Consider the following 13,680-nt stretch of genomic DNA (forward strand, 5'->3'; position numbering starts at 1 on the left):
GGCAAGCTCAACGAAAGCACCAACCCGGTGCGGACGTGTCGGCGCTTGCCCGTTTTGTATTTCGCAGGCGGGCCTGAACTTAGAGGAAAGTTCATGTCTGTTGACCCGATGAAGGTCACGAACCTCAACGAAGATGGCGTGTTCAGGTACCTGCTGGAGCAGGGATACCCGGTAACCCGCCGGATGATCAAGTACGCATTCCTTCGTCGCGAGCTGATCCCTGTCCGGCTTGGTGTGCGCAACGTCGTGTCTCGGCAGGACGCCCTGGATTGGGTCGAGTCGCGGCGCCAGCCTGGGAACTACCAAGCGCCGGAATACCAAGGCTCCCACTAGAAATATTGCGCCGGCCAGGGATGCCAACCTGACCGGCGCGGTGCGACCCAACAACCTTGGCAGCAGAAGGTTCGTGATGACTAGTCTACCGCCCGCCGAGCACGAGGACGACACTGACGGCCCCTTCGCCCGCACAGCGCGACGGTACCGAAAGCAAGGTTGGCGAGGCACATTGCCGTTGCCACCCAAAGCAAAAGGGCCTCCGCCGGATGGCTTCACAGGCCATGGCGCGCCGTACCCTGACAACGCTCGGGTGCGCCGATGGTGCGATAGCCAAACCGATGGCAATATTTGCTTGCGGCTCGCGGAGGTGCCCCGCGAGTGGCTGAATGGGCGCTTGCCCTTCGCTTACGCCGGAAACAACGTTGACGGTTGGGAACTCATCGGCATCGACGTTGACGACTACGGCGATAAGCATGGCGCCCAACAACTAGCGAAGCTCGAAGCAGAACTTGGTGGGCTACCCGCCACGGTCGTGTCGAGCGCACGTTGGGACGCTAGCCCGATGTCGGGTACACGGCTGTTTTTCGTGCCTAGAGGATTTCGCTTTCGCGGCAAGGCGTGTGCTACTGGCCACGAGGGGCCGAAGCATATCGACATACTGTATGCGGGGCTGCGGTACCTCGTGGTATGGCCGAGCATTCACCCAACAGGTGCGAGGTATGAGTTCCGTTGGGGGCGGCCAGGCAAGGAACTGAAGAAATACGACAGCGTGCCGCCGATGGGCGATGTGGCGATGTTGCCGGAGCCATGGTTTAAGCACCTAGTGGCGGGCGAGGGCAGCGGCGCAGACGCCAAGAGCGACCTGGAAATAGGCGATCTTGAGGACTGGGCACTCAAGACATTCCACGAGTGCCAAGGCGAGCCGTGCAACGCGATGGCTAGCAACGTGGCCGAGTACAAAGCCGAGCTAAATCTCAGCGACAGCCACCACCCGATGAATGATGTTGTGTGGAGCTTCACCAAGATGGCCCTTGAGGGCCACTGCGGTTGGCACACTGCGATGAACGAGTACCTGACCTATTGGCGGGACTTGAGCCTAAGCAAGCGTGACGATGCGACGCTGACCGCCGAAGCTCTGCGAAGCGTCGATGGCGCGTTAGCGAAAGCCAAGGCGGAATATGACACTACCCGCAGCGGGTACATGCCCGACGACAAGTGCGACGCTGGGGCCGGTGATCCCGACGGTTGGGCTGACAAAGTGGAAGGTGTTGCCACGCGCTCGCTGGCCGATGTCAAGCCGACGAAAGTCGAATGGCTCTGGCGCGGCTGGCTACCGCTCGCCAAGGTGTCCATTCTGGAAGGCGAGCCCGACGTTGGTAAGTCAGTCATAACGCTTGCTTGGGCAGCAATGGTGACGACGGGCAGCGAATGGCCGCAGACGGTGGTCGATGGTGAACCATTGCCTCGTAACAGCACTGAGCCAGCAGGCGTCGTGTTGGTCGGCGTTGAGGATGATGAGGACGACACTATCGTGCCGCGCCTGGATGCGGCCGGGGCTGACCGTGGCCGGGTGCATGTTATGAACCAGCCGACCGACGAAAACGGCAACCCCTTGCCGTTTGTGATACCCGCTGACGTTGGCCGGCTACGGCGAGCGATCAACGAGACACATGCGAAATTGGTTGTAATAGACCCGATTACTGCGTTCCTTTCGACAAGGCAGGTGAAGCCTGGCGATGACCCGAGTACCCGGCAGGCGCTGATGCCGTTGGTGACACTGGCCCGCGAGACTGGCTGCGCGATAGTGCTAGTACGCCACTTGAACAAGGCGACTGGCATGAGCGCGAAGAACAGAGGCAGCGGCACGATTGCCTTTACCGGGATCGCGCGATCAGTGGTTGTGGCCGGCAAGCTCAAGGAGACAAAGCCCGATGGACCGACGCACGCAATTGCGTTGGTGAAGGGCAACTTGACGAAAGACCCGAGTGCGATCGCGTACCGACTTGGGAGCGCACCGAATGACCCTGACAGTCCGGCTATTAGGTGGTGCGGCCCTATTGAGTTGAATGCAGACCAACTGGTGGGCGCGGACGGCGCGAAGGTCGGCGACGCTCGCAAGAATGCTCCAGTGCGCGATGAGTGCGAGCGTGTGCTCACAGAACTACTCGCCGACGGACCGATGCGCGCTGAGGACGCAATCGCCAAGACTCGCAGCGTGGTCGATTGCTCGGCCAAGACAGTGCGCGCGGCCGCCAAAGTCATGAAAATTGTGACCAAAACCGTGCGTGTGGGCAACCAAATAGACCATTGGACATGGGAATTAGCGCCGAAGCGATTCCGGTGGAACGGAGGTGATGAGAGTCCAGATACCCCTGATTCCTAGGTAGGGGAACCAGGGGTGTCTGGGGGCATCAAGGGTATCTAGGGGTACCTGGTCTCAAGATAACCCTAGATATACCTAGTAGTCCCTAGAACCCCTTGATCCCCACCCTAGGCAATCAGGGGTATCTACCGCCCAGGCGGGCTAGAAAACACACTCATCGGGCGGGACCGCGACGGAACCACCCGGCCAGATAACGATATTGCAATGGCACCCATGTACCGCCGGTGCCTCAGTACCGCATCCAGGCCTATGTGACGCGACGACCAAACCGACCACCCCGGAACCCCGTAATGCCGCGTCGGCCGTGCGACGGGACGCGCCCTGATGACCGACAAGATGGAGGAACCTATTAAGTCATGACCGACCAACCCCTAGACCGCCGCGACCTCTTGCACGACCTTCAGGTGGGCGAAACTCAGTGCACTGCAAGAAGTAAGCGCACCGGTAAACGATGTAGGGCCCCGAGCATGCTTGGTGGCAACGTATGCCGGGCCCACGGTGGAGCAGCACCCCAAACCCGCGCCAAGGCGCAGCGCCGACTTGCGCAGGCGGCTGATGTTCTTGTTCAGCGGCTCTTGGGCCTGGCGCTAGGTGGCGATGTACCGGATGCCATTGCATTGCAGGCAATTCGTGATGCACTCGACCGCGCTGGTCTGGGCGCCAAGAACGCCCTTGAGCTTTCGGCCAAGCCACTTGCGCCTTGGGAGGAGATGTTCATCGACTTTGCCAACACAAGCCGTGCGCGACACGAAGCGCTTGAGCAATTAGTCCGTCGCGGTGAGCCACTCCCCGACGCCCTCGCCGACTTCGCCGGGCCCGACATCGTGGACGCGGAGCTCGTGCCTCCAAAAGATGGGCTCGATTACAGCCCTAGGGCGGCCCTAGGCGGTGCCGATCGGCCCGACGCAGCAGACGTACCCTCCGACAAATCGGCAACATCTACGGCACCAGTCGCGCCTCCGCCGCGGAGTTTGACCCAAGACGAAGCTGCCGATGTGATGCGGGCCTCCCGAGTGCGAAACAGTGCAGTCGCACGCGAGGGCCGAAAGGGGCACGTGCGCCGCGTGCGATGAGCCTGCGCTGTTAGCGGCTAGCGGGCGGCAGTCCGAGCACGCTCAATTCGGGTCGTCAGCTAGTTCCGATCCCGGCGCCAACGCCGTAAGGCGAGCGCCGGGGAGCAGACCAGCTTCGATGTGTTTGCCACGGTCGACAAAATCCCTGGTGAGATGGAATATATGGATGTGCTAGATGGCGTAGCGTTCGGGGCTTAAGGCGGAACCGACCGTTTCCGCCCCGACGAGAGGAACCGAAGTGGGGAGATTCAGACCCGGCGATCGCGTACGCGTGGTGTCGGTGACCAACGAGGGCCGCGAGCCAATCACTGATGCGGCGCACCCAGATGCAATCGACTGGACCGGAAAGTCGCTGATCGGCGCGGTGGGCGTTGTAACCGACGTGTTCGCGGACCGCCAGACGCGCAACAACATTCGCCTGGACCACCTGGTGGAGGCCGTTGCCTTTCCCGACGCGGACCTGGAGCCAGAAGCATGAGCTCGGCACGTAATCCACAGGGCACGATCATGTTTGGCTACTGCCGTGTCAGCACTGAGGAGCAAGCCGAGAAGCGCAATGGCCTGGAAGCACAGCGCGCAACCATCGACGCCGAAGCCGAGCGCCGAGGCTGGGCCGTGGAGCACTACAAGGACGCTGGTGTCAGCGGCAAGGTGATCGGCCCGCAGCTACGAGAAGTGTTGCAGCTGTTGGGTAGCGGGCAAGGCGACGGGCTTGTGGTCGCCAAGCTAGACAGATTGTCGCGGTCGATCGTCAACGCGACCAGCATAATCGAAGCCGCGCAGGCCCAAGGGTGGTCGCTGGTGGTGCTGGACCTCGGCGTTGACCTGACGACGACGGCGGGCCGCATGGTGGCCATGAACCTGGTCAACTTCGCCCAGTATGAGCGGGAGCTGATCAGCGAGCGCACCAAGGCCGGTCTCGCGGCGAAGCGGGCACGCGGCGAGCGCATTGGCCGGCCCAGGCAGGCACCGCCTGGCGTCGTGCGGCGAATCGTCATGGACCGCAATACCGGCCTGAGCTTCGCCAAGATCGCGACCACGTTGGCAGCTGAAGGCATCTTGAGCCCAGCTGGCCTGCCCACCTGGCAGACCTCCACTGTGCGGCGCATTTACGCGAGCGCCACCGCCGCAACAGAAATGGAAGCAAGCTGATGGCAGGCATTCAGAAGCGCGTACGCGCTAGCGGTACAACAACTTACGTGGTGCGTTGGTACGCCCCGGATGGCAAGGAACGGACCAAGGGCGGGTTCCGCACCCGCAAGGACGCCAAGGCGTTCGCCGCCAAGGCCGATTCCGCGATGTTGACGGGTATGGACTTCGACCCCGGCAAGGGCAAGATGTTGTTCCGGGACGCGGCGGCAATCTGGCTGGAGTCGCGCAAGGCCGATACCCGCAACGACGCCGAGAACCACCGGTACGCGCTCGCCCCGGCCGCAACCCGGCGCGGCGACGGCAAGACGCTCGGGATTGACGCGATGTTCGGCGGCTACCCGCTCAACAAGATCACCCGCGAGTACATCCAGGCGTGGATCAATCAACTCACCGCGGCGGGCAAGAAGCCGTCCACGGTGCGGCATGCGTTCTGGACCGTCCGCATGGTCTTGGAGCAGGCGGTGGTAGATGGCCGGCTGGCGAAGAGCCCAGCCGAGCACCTCAAGTTGCCCACCGAGACGGGCACCAACGGCGGCCAGGTCGGGGTAGTCGTAGACCGCGCCATGTTCCTCACGCCCGCACAGGTTTCTGCGCTCGTGGACGCGACGCCGTGGCCTTACAACGTCCTGGTTCACGTCGCGGCGTGGGCGGGGTTGCGCGCGGCGGAGCTTGGCGGGCTCACCATCGGGAATGTCGAACTGCCAGACCCACCGCTGAACCCGAACGCCCCAACGAAGCCAGGCGTGCTGCGAGTCCAGCAGGCCGCACGGCCCAACGGCGCGGCCATCGAGTACGGCCCGCTCAAGACTAAGCAGAGCTACCGCCGCGTACCGTTGACCGCCGAGACGACCGCGTTGCTGCGCGACTACCTCGCCGAGCACCCGCGCCGCGATGAGCCCGCCGCACCCCTGTGGCCCGGTATGGCGCTGACGCGGCCCCGGCCTACGGGAGCGCGGGCCACTCCCGCCGCACCAGGAGCGGCCTCTACGGCGGTGGAAGATGCCCCTCCGAGCGCGACCGCGAAGGACCGCGCGCGACGACAGGCCAACGCCCTGGCCGAACTCGCCGTCGAGGACGCCGAGAAGCGGTTAGTGCTCGACTGGACCCAGCCGCTACGCCACACGACTTTCTACAAAGCCGTCTACCGCCCAGCGGTGTTGCGCGCCAACAGGCTTACCCCGACGGCGCCGCTATCCCCGGCGCAGTCGTTCCACTCACTACGTCACACATACGCGAGCTTGTGCCTCGCAGCGGGCATCCGGCCCATCGACATCGCGGAGCTAATGGGGCACCGAGACGTCAAGACGACGCTTACCGTCTATGCGCATCTGATCAATACAGACGACCACACGGGCAACATGGCCGCGCTCGGGGCACTAACTAAACTGACTACCAAGGTAGACAACGTGATACAGCTTCACGGCTAGGTGATGGCGCCATGGTGTGCGCTTTAGAGAGCTCCGTGACGGACAAACCCATCGAGTTGCTTTGGTACCCGATTAACCTGGACGTACGCCGCGTAGAGCCGAATGATAGTGGCGACAAAAAGTACAGCGACGAATGTGAGCGCCGCCGCAATTGCGCAGCTGAATCCCCGATTAATAGTCGGATCGCCCATAGCGAGTGGGAAATTCATCGCGACGATGATCAGTACCGCTGACGCGAGGCATGCCAAGGCAGCGGTAAGCACGTGCGGGACGGCTTCGTCCAGATTGCGCTTGGCTTCCTCAGCTGCTTTATGAGTCTCGTCGCGATCAGTGAGTTTCAGACGGAGAGTCGAAAGCACACCAGCGGTACTAAGCAGACCGCCCATCAGGAGGGCCACGCCAGACAACACGGCAGCGGGCGCTGTGAACCGCCACGCCACGACGTAAGCGGTGACGCCAACGCCTACCGGAACTGCCCACATTACGATTCGCGCAAGCCAGTCAGTGCTGCTGCCGTTGGCCAGCGTGCGTGCGTGCGCTCGGAGGACAGGCATGGGATTCATCCGTGCAGTCATGGCGTCCCCCTTGCAGCGGTCAGCGCGTGACGTCAGGCCGTCGCGGCGAGGAGCTTCGGCAGGCCTGTCGGCCAGTCCGTCAAGTCTAGGCTCATCGTCCGCGCCAACCCTAAGGAAGCCAGCTTCTCGTTCACCTTTCGGAAGTAGTCATCGGTCTCGCGCTGCTCGGTCCTGTTGTCGTACGTGAATAACTCACTGTAGGCGTCGGGTCGGACATGTTGGGTCTGCCCTTCATGCCTCACAGAGACGTAGCAGTCGTCAAAATCCACATGGGCGACTTCGGGTCCCACCAACGCGCGCGCTTGTGCGATCCCATCGGCCTTGCTGACCTTCCCGCCGCCCCCGCCGACTACCCAGTTCTTCACGGTCTGCATGACCGTCGTTTTCTGGCGCACAGGTGCTGTTAACCGATACTGAACGACGTCAGGCAGTCCGTTGCCGGGCGACTGGTGTTCGATCAACACGATTTCTTGAGGCTCGCCGCCACTCAACAGAGAAGTCACCTGGCCGCTATCGGTCAGTTGCTCGAACTTCATCCGACAATGTTTGGAGGTCTTGTTCTGCTTCGCATCCGCCTTTACTAGTTCCTCCGACCAGCGGCTGCTCCACTGGCGGAGCGTGACGACCGGACAGGAGCGCGAGATGACCTCCAGGACGAGAACGCCCTCCGTCTCGTTGGGAGGCAGCGTGAACACCCCACGGTATTGACGGCGGGGCGCGAGATGTTGGATCGACTGATCAGGCGCTCCTTCCTCGGCGCTCATAGCGTCTCTGAAGCCGTCGTTCTTTCCCGAGGAGAGGCCGAAGAACACCGACATACCCGACCGCTGGACCCAGTCGAGGCGAACAATACGACTGTTTGGGTCGAGGGGGATGGGCTTGCCATCCTTATCGAATGCGTCGCGCGGATTCTCGTGCCATTTGCGGCCGCGTTGACCTTGGTAAGAGCGGTCGAGGTGATCCACAAAGTCGCCCCAAGTTGGGTCAACGAACGGCACAGGGGTGTACCCGGTCCCGTTCATGCGCTCGGCCTTGAAGACCTTGAACCCATATTGCGCCATCGTTGGCCCCCACTTTTCCCAGCTAATCCGCCCCCAGCAGGCCTATCACACTTTGCCGCGGCTACGGCGAAGCCACGCGTCGGTGGATCGCAAGGCGACGCGCTCCAAGCGCCTGTGCCGTGCTGGCTGACTAGCGAGGGCGTCGCTGCTTCCACCTCCTCGGCAGCCTCGGCCGCAGCGGGGGAAGTGCTGTCCGGCAGCTCGGATGACCCGTACACCCTTCTCGGGGCCGTGCAATGCGGACGTGATGAAGCAATACAGAAGCCAAATGGCCAAGCCGCCAAGGATGACTTGAGCGACCGAAAGAGAAGTGCCGAGCACGGCTCACCTCCATAGCTGTCGCTCGGCGTCCCGGACCGCCGAGGTCTGCCAATGGAGAACTACAAGTCGTTCAGGATGGGCTCAACCGCACTATCTCCGGGTCGTGCTTCGCCCGTGCACTTTGCTCCGTCATTGCGCTTATGATCCGGCGCCTATTGACCTTGTCTGCACTCTGCACCGGCCCCTCCGTAACTTCCAGAGCGAGCCTGTCAGCATCTTAACAGGAATTGGACGAGGGCCAGGCGCAGAGAAGGCTAGGTGTACGGGACCGTTACGGGACCACCGCGAGCTCGACCCGGGTAACGAGGCGGGTTCCTAGTGGTCAATGTGGAGCCGATGACGGGAATCGAACCCGCGTATTCAGCTTGGGAAGCTGATGTTCTGCCATTGAACTACATCGGCGCTGTCGACAACGAAGGCTAGCATCCGTAGGCGGATCCGTCGGGCGGACAGTGCCCGGCGGACGTGACCCGGCCGACGCCGTGCAAGACGGGCGGTGAAATGCCCCCTGGAGCCAAATGTGCCGCTCAGCTGCAAATTCCAGAACTGATGTTTATTCTTTCGTGATCATGTCGTAATGTGCCTTGGGTGGGTCGGCACAGGTTAGCCAGGAAGAGGCGAAAGTCGCCGCTGCTCCTGGCAGGGATGCTGGCGCCGGCTGCGGTCTTCTTCGCGGCGGCCGGCGATGTCTCCCCTTTCGTCCCCCGACACGTCGCCGAACCCGTTATTGGGGACGGTTCGCCGTGCTGTTTGGAAATCGTGACGGCAAAGCCGGTTGCGATTGTGCTCGCGTCGGATGTGTCCCACGGCGACGGCACGAGTTCACCCCTGGCCCAGCCCGCCGCGGCATCGAGGTACCACACCCGATCCCGGTTCCTGCCCGCCGGGCTGGCGCCGGAGCAGGGCCTCCAGGTGAGAACGGTCCTGGTCTCCCGCAGCATCAGCGCGGCCTTCCCGGGAATTCACCAAATCGGCGGCGTGCGACCGGATTCGCTGCCCTGGCATCCGCTCGGATTGGCGCTCGACGTGATGATCCCCAACCCGCAGAGCGCCGAGGGCATCGCGCTGGGCAACGAGATCGTCGCGTACGTGATGAAGAACGCGCGGCGCTTCGGGATCCAGGACGCGATCTGGCGGGGCGTCTACTACACGCCCGGCGGAGCGCAACCGAGCCGGCTCGGCCACTACGACCACGTCCACGTCACGACCACCGGCGGCGGCTACCCCAGGGGCGGGGAGATGTACCTCGCCGATTGACCGCGCGACGGCGAGCAGCGGATAGGCTCGTCGGGTGCTGCTCTCCGATCGTGACCTCAGGGCCGAAATCACCGCTGGCCGGTTGGGTATCGAACCGTATGACGACACCTTGGTCCAGCCGTCCAGCATCGACGTCCGCCTGGATTGTATGTTCCGGGTGTTCAACAACACCCGCTACACCCACATCGACCCGGCCAAGCAGCAGGACGAGCTGACAACGCTGGTCGAACCCGTGGACGGGGAGCCGTTCGTGCTACATCCGGGCGAATTCGTGCTCGGCTCCACGCTGGAGCTCTTCACCCTGCCCGAGGACCTCGCCGGTCGGCTGGAAGGCAAATCGTCGCTGGGCCGGCTGGGCCTGCTCACACACTCGACCGCCGGCTTCATCGATCCCGGTTTCAGCGGTCACATCACGCTGGAGCTGTCCAACGTCGCCAACCTGCCGATCACGCTGTGGCCGGGCATGAAGATCGGTCAGCTGTGCATCCTGCGGTTGACCAGTCCGGCCGAACATCCTTACGGCAGTTCGCGCGTAGGGTCGAAGTACCAGGGTCAGCGGGGACCGACGCCGTCTCGCTCGTATCAGAACTTCATACGATCTACATAAGTTCGGCAGGGCTAGCGCACAGTCTTCTTGCGAGATCATTGAGTGGTCCGTGGTTCCTCCTCCGCCCGACCATGGCTTGTCTAGCAACACCTTTGGAGGGGTTGATATTGGATATCGTGCTCGGGGTGTCGATGGCACCGGCATCGATCCAGATGGTTGTCCTCGAAGGCGAATACGCCGACGGCGCCACGGTGGAAGAGGACGTCTTCGACGTCGCCGCTGCCGACGAAGCCGCCACCGCGAGTGCAGCCGATCAGGTGCTCGCCGCCATCCTGGGCACCCGGGAGGGCGCGGCCAATGCCGGCCTCGAGGTGTCGTCCATCGGCGTGACGTGGACCGACCAGCTCGAAGCGGCGGCTTTGCGTGACGCACTGGCCGCCCACCGCATCGAGAACGTCATGTTGGTGTCGGCCTTTCTGGCCGCGACGGCGCTCGCTCAAAATGTCGGTGGGGCAATGGGTTACGAGCGAACCGCGGTGATGTTCGTAGAGGCCGACACCGCGACGCTCGCGGTCGTCGAGACTTCCGACGGGTCCATCCCCGACGTCTACAAACAACCGATCTATGCCGATTCGTACGACCAGGCCGGCGCGCAGCTCGGCGGCATGCTCGCCGGGCTCGAGAAGCTGGAAGCGGCGCCTGACGGCGTGCTGGTGGTGGGCTCCGGGGTTGACGTCGCCCCGCTGGAGCCGGCGTTGCAGACGGCGACCTCGCTGCCGGTCAGCGTGCCGGAGGAGCCGGAGACAGCGCTCGCCCGCGGCGCCGCCCTGGCGTCGGCGAACGCGCCGCTGTTCGCCTCGTCGACCGCCGCGTTGGCCTATGCCCAGGACCCGGGCACCGGTGCCGTCGACCAACACTCGCTGCCCGAATACCTCTATGCGCCTTTCGGACCGGGGGCCGGCGACGACGAGCTCGCCTACAGTGCGGTGCCGGACGAGGACACCGATTCACCCACCGTCGTCATCGAAAAGCTCTTCATGCCGGAGGAAAGCCAACCGCCGCGGGGGCCGGCCCTGCTGATCGGCAGCGGGTTGGCGGTCGCGGGCATCAGCGCGGTGTTGGCGCTCGAGATCGCGCTGGCGATCGGTATCCGCTCGACGGGAACCATCGGTCTGCAGCCCACTCCCGGCCAGCACCTCATCGTCCCGACGCAGGAGCCGCCACCGCCCGTCGAGGCGTCGGCCCCGGCGCAGAAGATCAACCCACCGGCGCCGGTGGCGGCACCGAAGCCGATGACTCCGCAGTTCGCCGCGCCGCCGCCCGCGGCCGCCCCGCCGCCGGCGGCGCCCGCCCCGCCGCCGGCGGCGCCCGCCCTTCCCGCGGCTCCGGTGCCGGTTCCCGTTGTGGTGCCACCGATCGCGCCGGTGATCTTGCCGCCGGTCCACGTGTCTGTTCCCAACCCTGTCGTGAGCCCTCCGGTCATCCAGGCCCCGCCGCGCGTGTCACGGCCACAGCCGGTGCGGCCGCAACCGCCGGCGCACCTGCCGGAGCCGCCGCAAGTCGGCGGCACGGTGCCGCAGTCGCCGCCGCACCAGGTGCCTCCCGGGCAAGGCTCCTCTGGTGGGGGGCATGTGCCGGCGCCGGGGTCGGGTGTGGGTGGTTCTGGTGGTGGGCATGTGCCGGCGCCGGGGTCGGGTGTGGGTGGTTCTGGTGGTGGGCATGTGCCGGCGCCGGGGTCGGGTGTGGGTGGTTCTGGTGGTGGGCATGTGCCGGCGCCGGGGTCGGGTGTGGGTGGTTCTGGTGGTGGGCATGTGCCGGCGCCGGGGTCGGGTGTGGGTGGTTCTGGTGGTGGGCATGTGCCGGCGCCGGGGTCGGGTGTGGGTGGTTCTGGTGGTGGGCATGTGCCGGCGCCGGGGTCGGGTGTGGGTGGTTCCGGTGGGGGGCATGCGCCGGCGCCTGGGTCGGGTCCCGGCGGCCTGGGCGGCGGACACGTTTCGCCCCCTGGTGAGAATGGTCTCGGCAGCGGGCATGCGTCGCCCCCGGGTGCAAGCTCGGGCGGCCTGGGTGGCGGGCACCTGCCTTCTCCCGGTTCTGGGGGTGGTGCGCCCAGTGGTCCCGGTGGACTCTTCGGCGGCGGCGGCCACGGCGGCGGCCCCGCGGGCGGTGGCGGCGGTTTCGGCATCCCCGGTGGTGGCGGCGGCCACGGCGGCAGCTTGGGTGGCGGCCACAGCGGCGGCTTCGGCGGCGGTGGCCACAGCGGTGGCGGACACAAGTAGCCCCGTCGCGGGTGCCCTGCGCGTCTGACTCCGCGCGCTAGGGTGGCGAACTGGGGGCGCGGCCGGGGTCGCTGCGAAGTCGTCCGGTCAAATTCGCACCCTCACGAAGCCCCGCGGTGACAACGCGGCTGTCGTAGCAACCGATTTGGACGACTTGGAGGAGCGGTGGACGTCGTACTTGGCGTGTCTATGGCACCTGAGACGGTCCGCATGGTGCTTGTCGAAGGTGAGGCTGCCGGCGGGGTCACCGTCGATCAGGACGGATTCCACCTCAGCGATCAGAGGACGGCGGTCGCCGCGGCGGACCGCGTGGTCGCCGCGATCCTCGGGACGCGGGACAGTGCGGCCCAGGGCGGCTATGAGCTGAAATCCAGCGGAGTGACCTGGACCGACCCGGCTGAAGCGGCCGCGCTGCGAAATGCGTTGGCGGAGCAGAAGATCGAGAACGTCATGCTGGTCTCGGCGGTCATGGCCGCCGCGGCGCTGGCTCAGGCGGCGGGCAGCGCGACCAATTGCGCGCGCACCGCATTGCTGTTGGTCGAGCCCGCCACCGCGACGCTGGCGGTCGTCGACACCGCCGACGGGTCGGTCGCCGACGTGCGTCGACAGCCGCTGCCCAGCAGCGACGAGGCGGCCCTGGCGAAGCTGGTCGCGATGGCCTCGGGCGCCGAGTCGATGAGGGCGCGCCCGGACGGGCTGTTCCTGGTCGGCTCCGACGTCGACATCCCGATCATCAAGCCGGCGCTGGAGGCGGCGACCTCGCTGTCGGTGACCACGCCCGAGGAACCCGACATGGCGCTGGCCCGCGGCGCCTCGTTGGCCGCGGCCAACGCGCAGTTGGGGGCGCCATCAACGATCGCGATGCCCCACGCGGGGGATCCTTCGGCAGACGGGCGCGAGTTGGCCTACAGCGCCGAAGCGGGTAGCGGGGCCGGGCGGACAACCAACGCCGACCGCGAGCTCGCGGCCCACGAGCGACGCAGCCGCAAATCGGTGCTGACCGTCGTCGCTGTGACCCTGATATTCGTCGGCGGGGTGCTGGCCCTGGCCCTGGCGCTGGCTCTCGATATCCGCCCCCACGCGCATCAGCGCCCCGACATCACCCACGAGGTCGTCGCCCCGGCCAACCAGGCGCCACCGCCCCCGCCGCCGTCGGCGATCCCGCCGCCGGCCTCCGCCCCACCCGGCTCGGTATCTCCCCAGCCGGAGCCGGGCCACTCCCACGGCGATCAGTGGGAGGACTGGCTCCACCGACACCTGGGGCACGGCATCCCGATCCCCTAGCCGCTTCCCCCGCCCAAGTCGAAGGGTGGCGAGCGCGCGTAAAATCGG

Annotated in this window: 11 protein-coding genes and 1 tRNA gene; 9 read left to right on the forward strand and 3 right to left on the reverse strand. The window is 65.2% G+C overall.

Annotated features, from left to right (window positions below; all coding sequences use genetic code 11):
• Positions 1 to 93 precede the first annotated feature (93 nt).
• The 5 genes from KXD96_RS05695 (at position 94) to KXD96_RS05715 (ending at position 6,311) form a co-directional block, all read left to right on the forward strand.
• Positions 94 to 333 (forward strand): hypothetical protein, encoded by a 240-nt coding sequence (locus KXD96_RS05695; protein WP_260743486.1) that lies wholly within the window; start codon positions 94 to 96, stop codon positions 331 to 333.
• Between the two features lie 76 nt (positions 334 to 409).
• On the forward strand, positions 410 to 2,659 hold the full coding sequence (locus tag KXD96_RS05700) for an AAA family ATPase (RefSeq protein ID WP_260743487.1): 2,250 nt from the start codon (positions 410 to 412) through the stop codon (positions 2,657 to 2,659).
• A gap of 1,353 nt (positions 2,660 to 4,012) precedes the next feature.
• Positions 4,013 to 4,210: a hypothetical protein gene (locus tag KXD96_RS05705; RefSeq protein WP_260743488.1), complete on the forward strand. Its 198-nt coding sequence runs from the start codon at positions 4,013 to 4,015 to the stop codon at positions 4,208 to 4,210.
• Positions 4,207 to 4,884 carry a recombinase family protein gene (locus tag KXD96_RS05710; RefSeq protein ID WP_313901622.1) on the forward strand — a complete coding sequence of 226 codons (678 nt, stop codon included), beginning with the start codon at positions 4,207 to 4,209 and terminating at the stop codon, positions 4,882 to 4,884. The genes KXD96_RS05705 and KXD96_RS05710 overlap by 4 nt, the downstream gene beginning before the upstream one ends.
• Positions 4,884 to 6,311, forward strand: a complete 1,428-nt coding sequence (locus KXD96_RS05715) for a tyrosine-type recombinase/integrase (protein ID WP_260743489.1) — start codon at positions 4,884 to 4,886, stop codon at positions 6,309 to 6,311. The genes KXD96_RS05710 and KXD96_RS05715 overlap by 1 nt, the downstream gene beginning before the upstream one ends.
• Positions 6,312 to 6,334: 23 nt before the next feature.
• On the opposite strand, the gene KXD96_RS05720 is transcribed toward KXD96_RS05715, so the two are convergent.
• The 3 genes from KXD96_RS05720 to KXD96_RS05730 all read right to left on the reverse strand — a co-directional run bounded on the left by KXD96_RS05720 (position 6,335) and on the right by KXD96_RS05730 (position 8,670).
• Positions 6,335 to 6,886 (reverse strand): hypothetical protein, encoded by a 552-nt coding sequence (locus KXD96_RS05720; RefSeq protein WP_260743490.1) that lies wholly within the window; start codon positions 6,884 to 6,886, stop codon positions 6,335 to 6,337.
• Between the two features lie 32 nt (positions 6,887 to 6,918).
• The gene (locus KXD96_RS05725) at positions 6,919 to 7,947 is read right to left on the reverse strand and encodes a hypothetical protein (RefSeq protein WP_260743491.1); all 1,029 of its coding nucleotides are present in this window, start codon (positions 7,945 to 7,947) and stop codon (positions 6,919 to 6,921) included.
• 649 nt (positions 7,948 to 8,596) lie between these two features.
• A tRNA-Gly gene (locus tag KXD96_RS05730) sits at positions 8,597 to 8,670 on the reverse strand.
• A gap of 186 nt (positions 8,671 to 8,856) precedes the next feature.
• On the opposite strand from KXD96_RS05730, the gene KXD96_RS05735 reads away from it, so the two are divergent.
• The 4 genes from KXD96_RS05735 (at position 8,857) to KXD96_RS05750 (ending at position 13,632) form a co-directional block, all read left to right on the forward strand.
• Complete coding sequence (locus KXD96_RS05735) at positions 8,857 to 9,525, forward strand: hypothetical protein (protein WP_260743492.1); 669 nt, start codon at positions 8,857 to 8,859, stop codon at positions 9,523 to 9,525.
• A 34-nt stretch (positions 9,526 to 9,559) separates the two neighbouring features.
• Positions 9,560 to 10,132, forward strand: coding sequence for a dCTP deaminase (gene dcd / locus KXD96_RS05740; RefSeq protein WP_260743494.1), 573 nt, complete (start codon positions 9,560 to 9,562; stop codon positions 10,130 to 10,132).
• A gap of 71 nt (positions 10,133 to 10,203) precedes the next feature.
• Positions 10,204 to 12,348, forward strand: coding sequence for a hypothetical protein (locus tag KXD96_RS05745; RefSeq protein WP_396878049.1), 2,145 nt, complete (start codon positions 10,204 to 10,206; stop codon positions 12,346 to 12,348).
• Between the two features lie 165 nt (positions 12,349 to 12,513).
• Complete coding sequence (locus KXD96_RS05750) at positions 12,514 to 13,632, forward strand: hypothetical protein (protein WP_260743495.1); 1,119 nt, start codon at positions 12,514 to 12,516, stop codon at positions 13,630 to 13,632.
• Positions 13,633 to 13,680: the final 48 nt, after the last annotated feature.

Origin of the sequence: Mycobacterium sp. SMC-2 (assembly GCF_025263485.1) — a bacterium.
GTDB lineage: Bacteria > Actinomycetota > Actinomycetes > Mycobacteriales > Mycobacteriaceae > Mycobacterium.

Coding starts and splice junctions, on each gene's coding strand:
- KXD96_RS05700 (WP_260743487.1), top strand. CDS start 410: ATGACTAGTCTACCGCCCGCCGAGCACGAGGACGACACTGACGGCCCC.
- KXD96_RS05745 (WP_396878049.1), top strand. CDS start 10,204: ATGGCTTGTCTAGCAACACCTTTGGAGGGGTTGATATTGGATATCGTG.
- KXD96_RS05695 (WP_260743486.1), top strand. CDS start 94: ATGTCTGTTGACCCGATGAAGGTCACGAACCTCAACGAAGATGGCGTG.
- KXD96_RS05725 (WP_260743491.1), bottom strand. CDS start 7,947: ATGGCGCAATATGGGTTCAAGGTCTTCAAGGCCGAGCGCATGAACGGG.
- KXD96_RS05715 (WP_260743489.1), top strand. CDS start 4,884: ATGGCAGGCATTCAGAAGCGCGTACGCGCTAGCGGTACAACAACTTAC.
- KXD96_RS05710 (WP_313901622.1), top strand. CDS start 4,207: ATGAGCTCGGCACGTAATCCACAGGGCACGATCATGTTTGGCTACTGC.
- KXD96_RS05720 (WP_260743490.1), bottom strand. CDS start 6,886: ATGACTGCACGGATGAATCCCATGCCTGTCCTCCGAGCGCACGCACGC.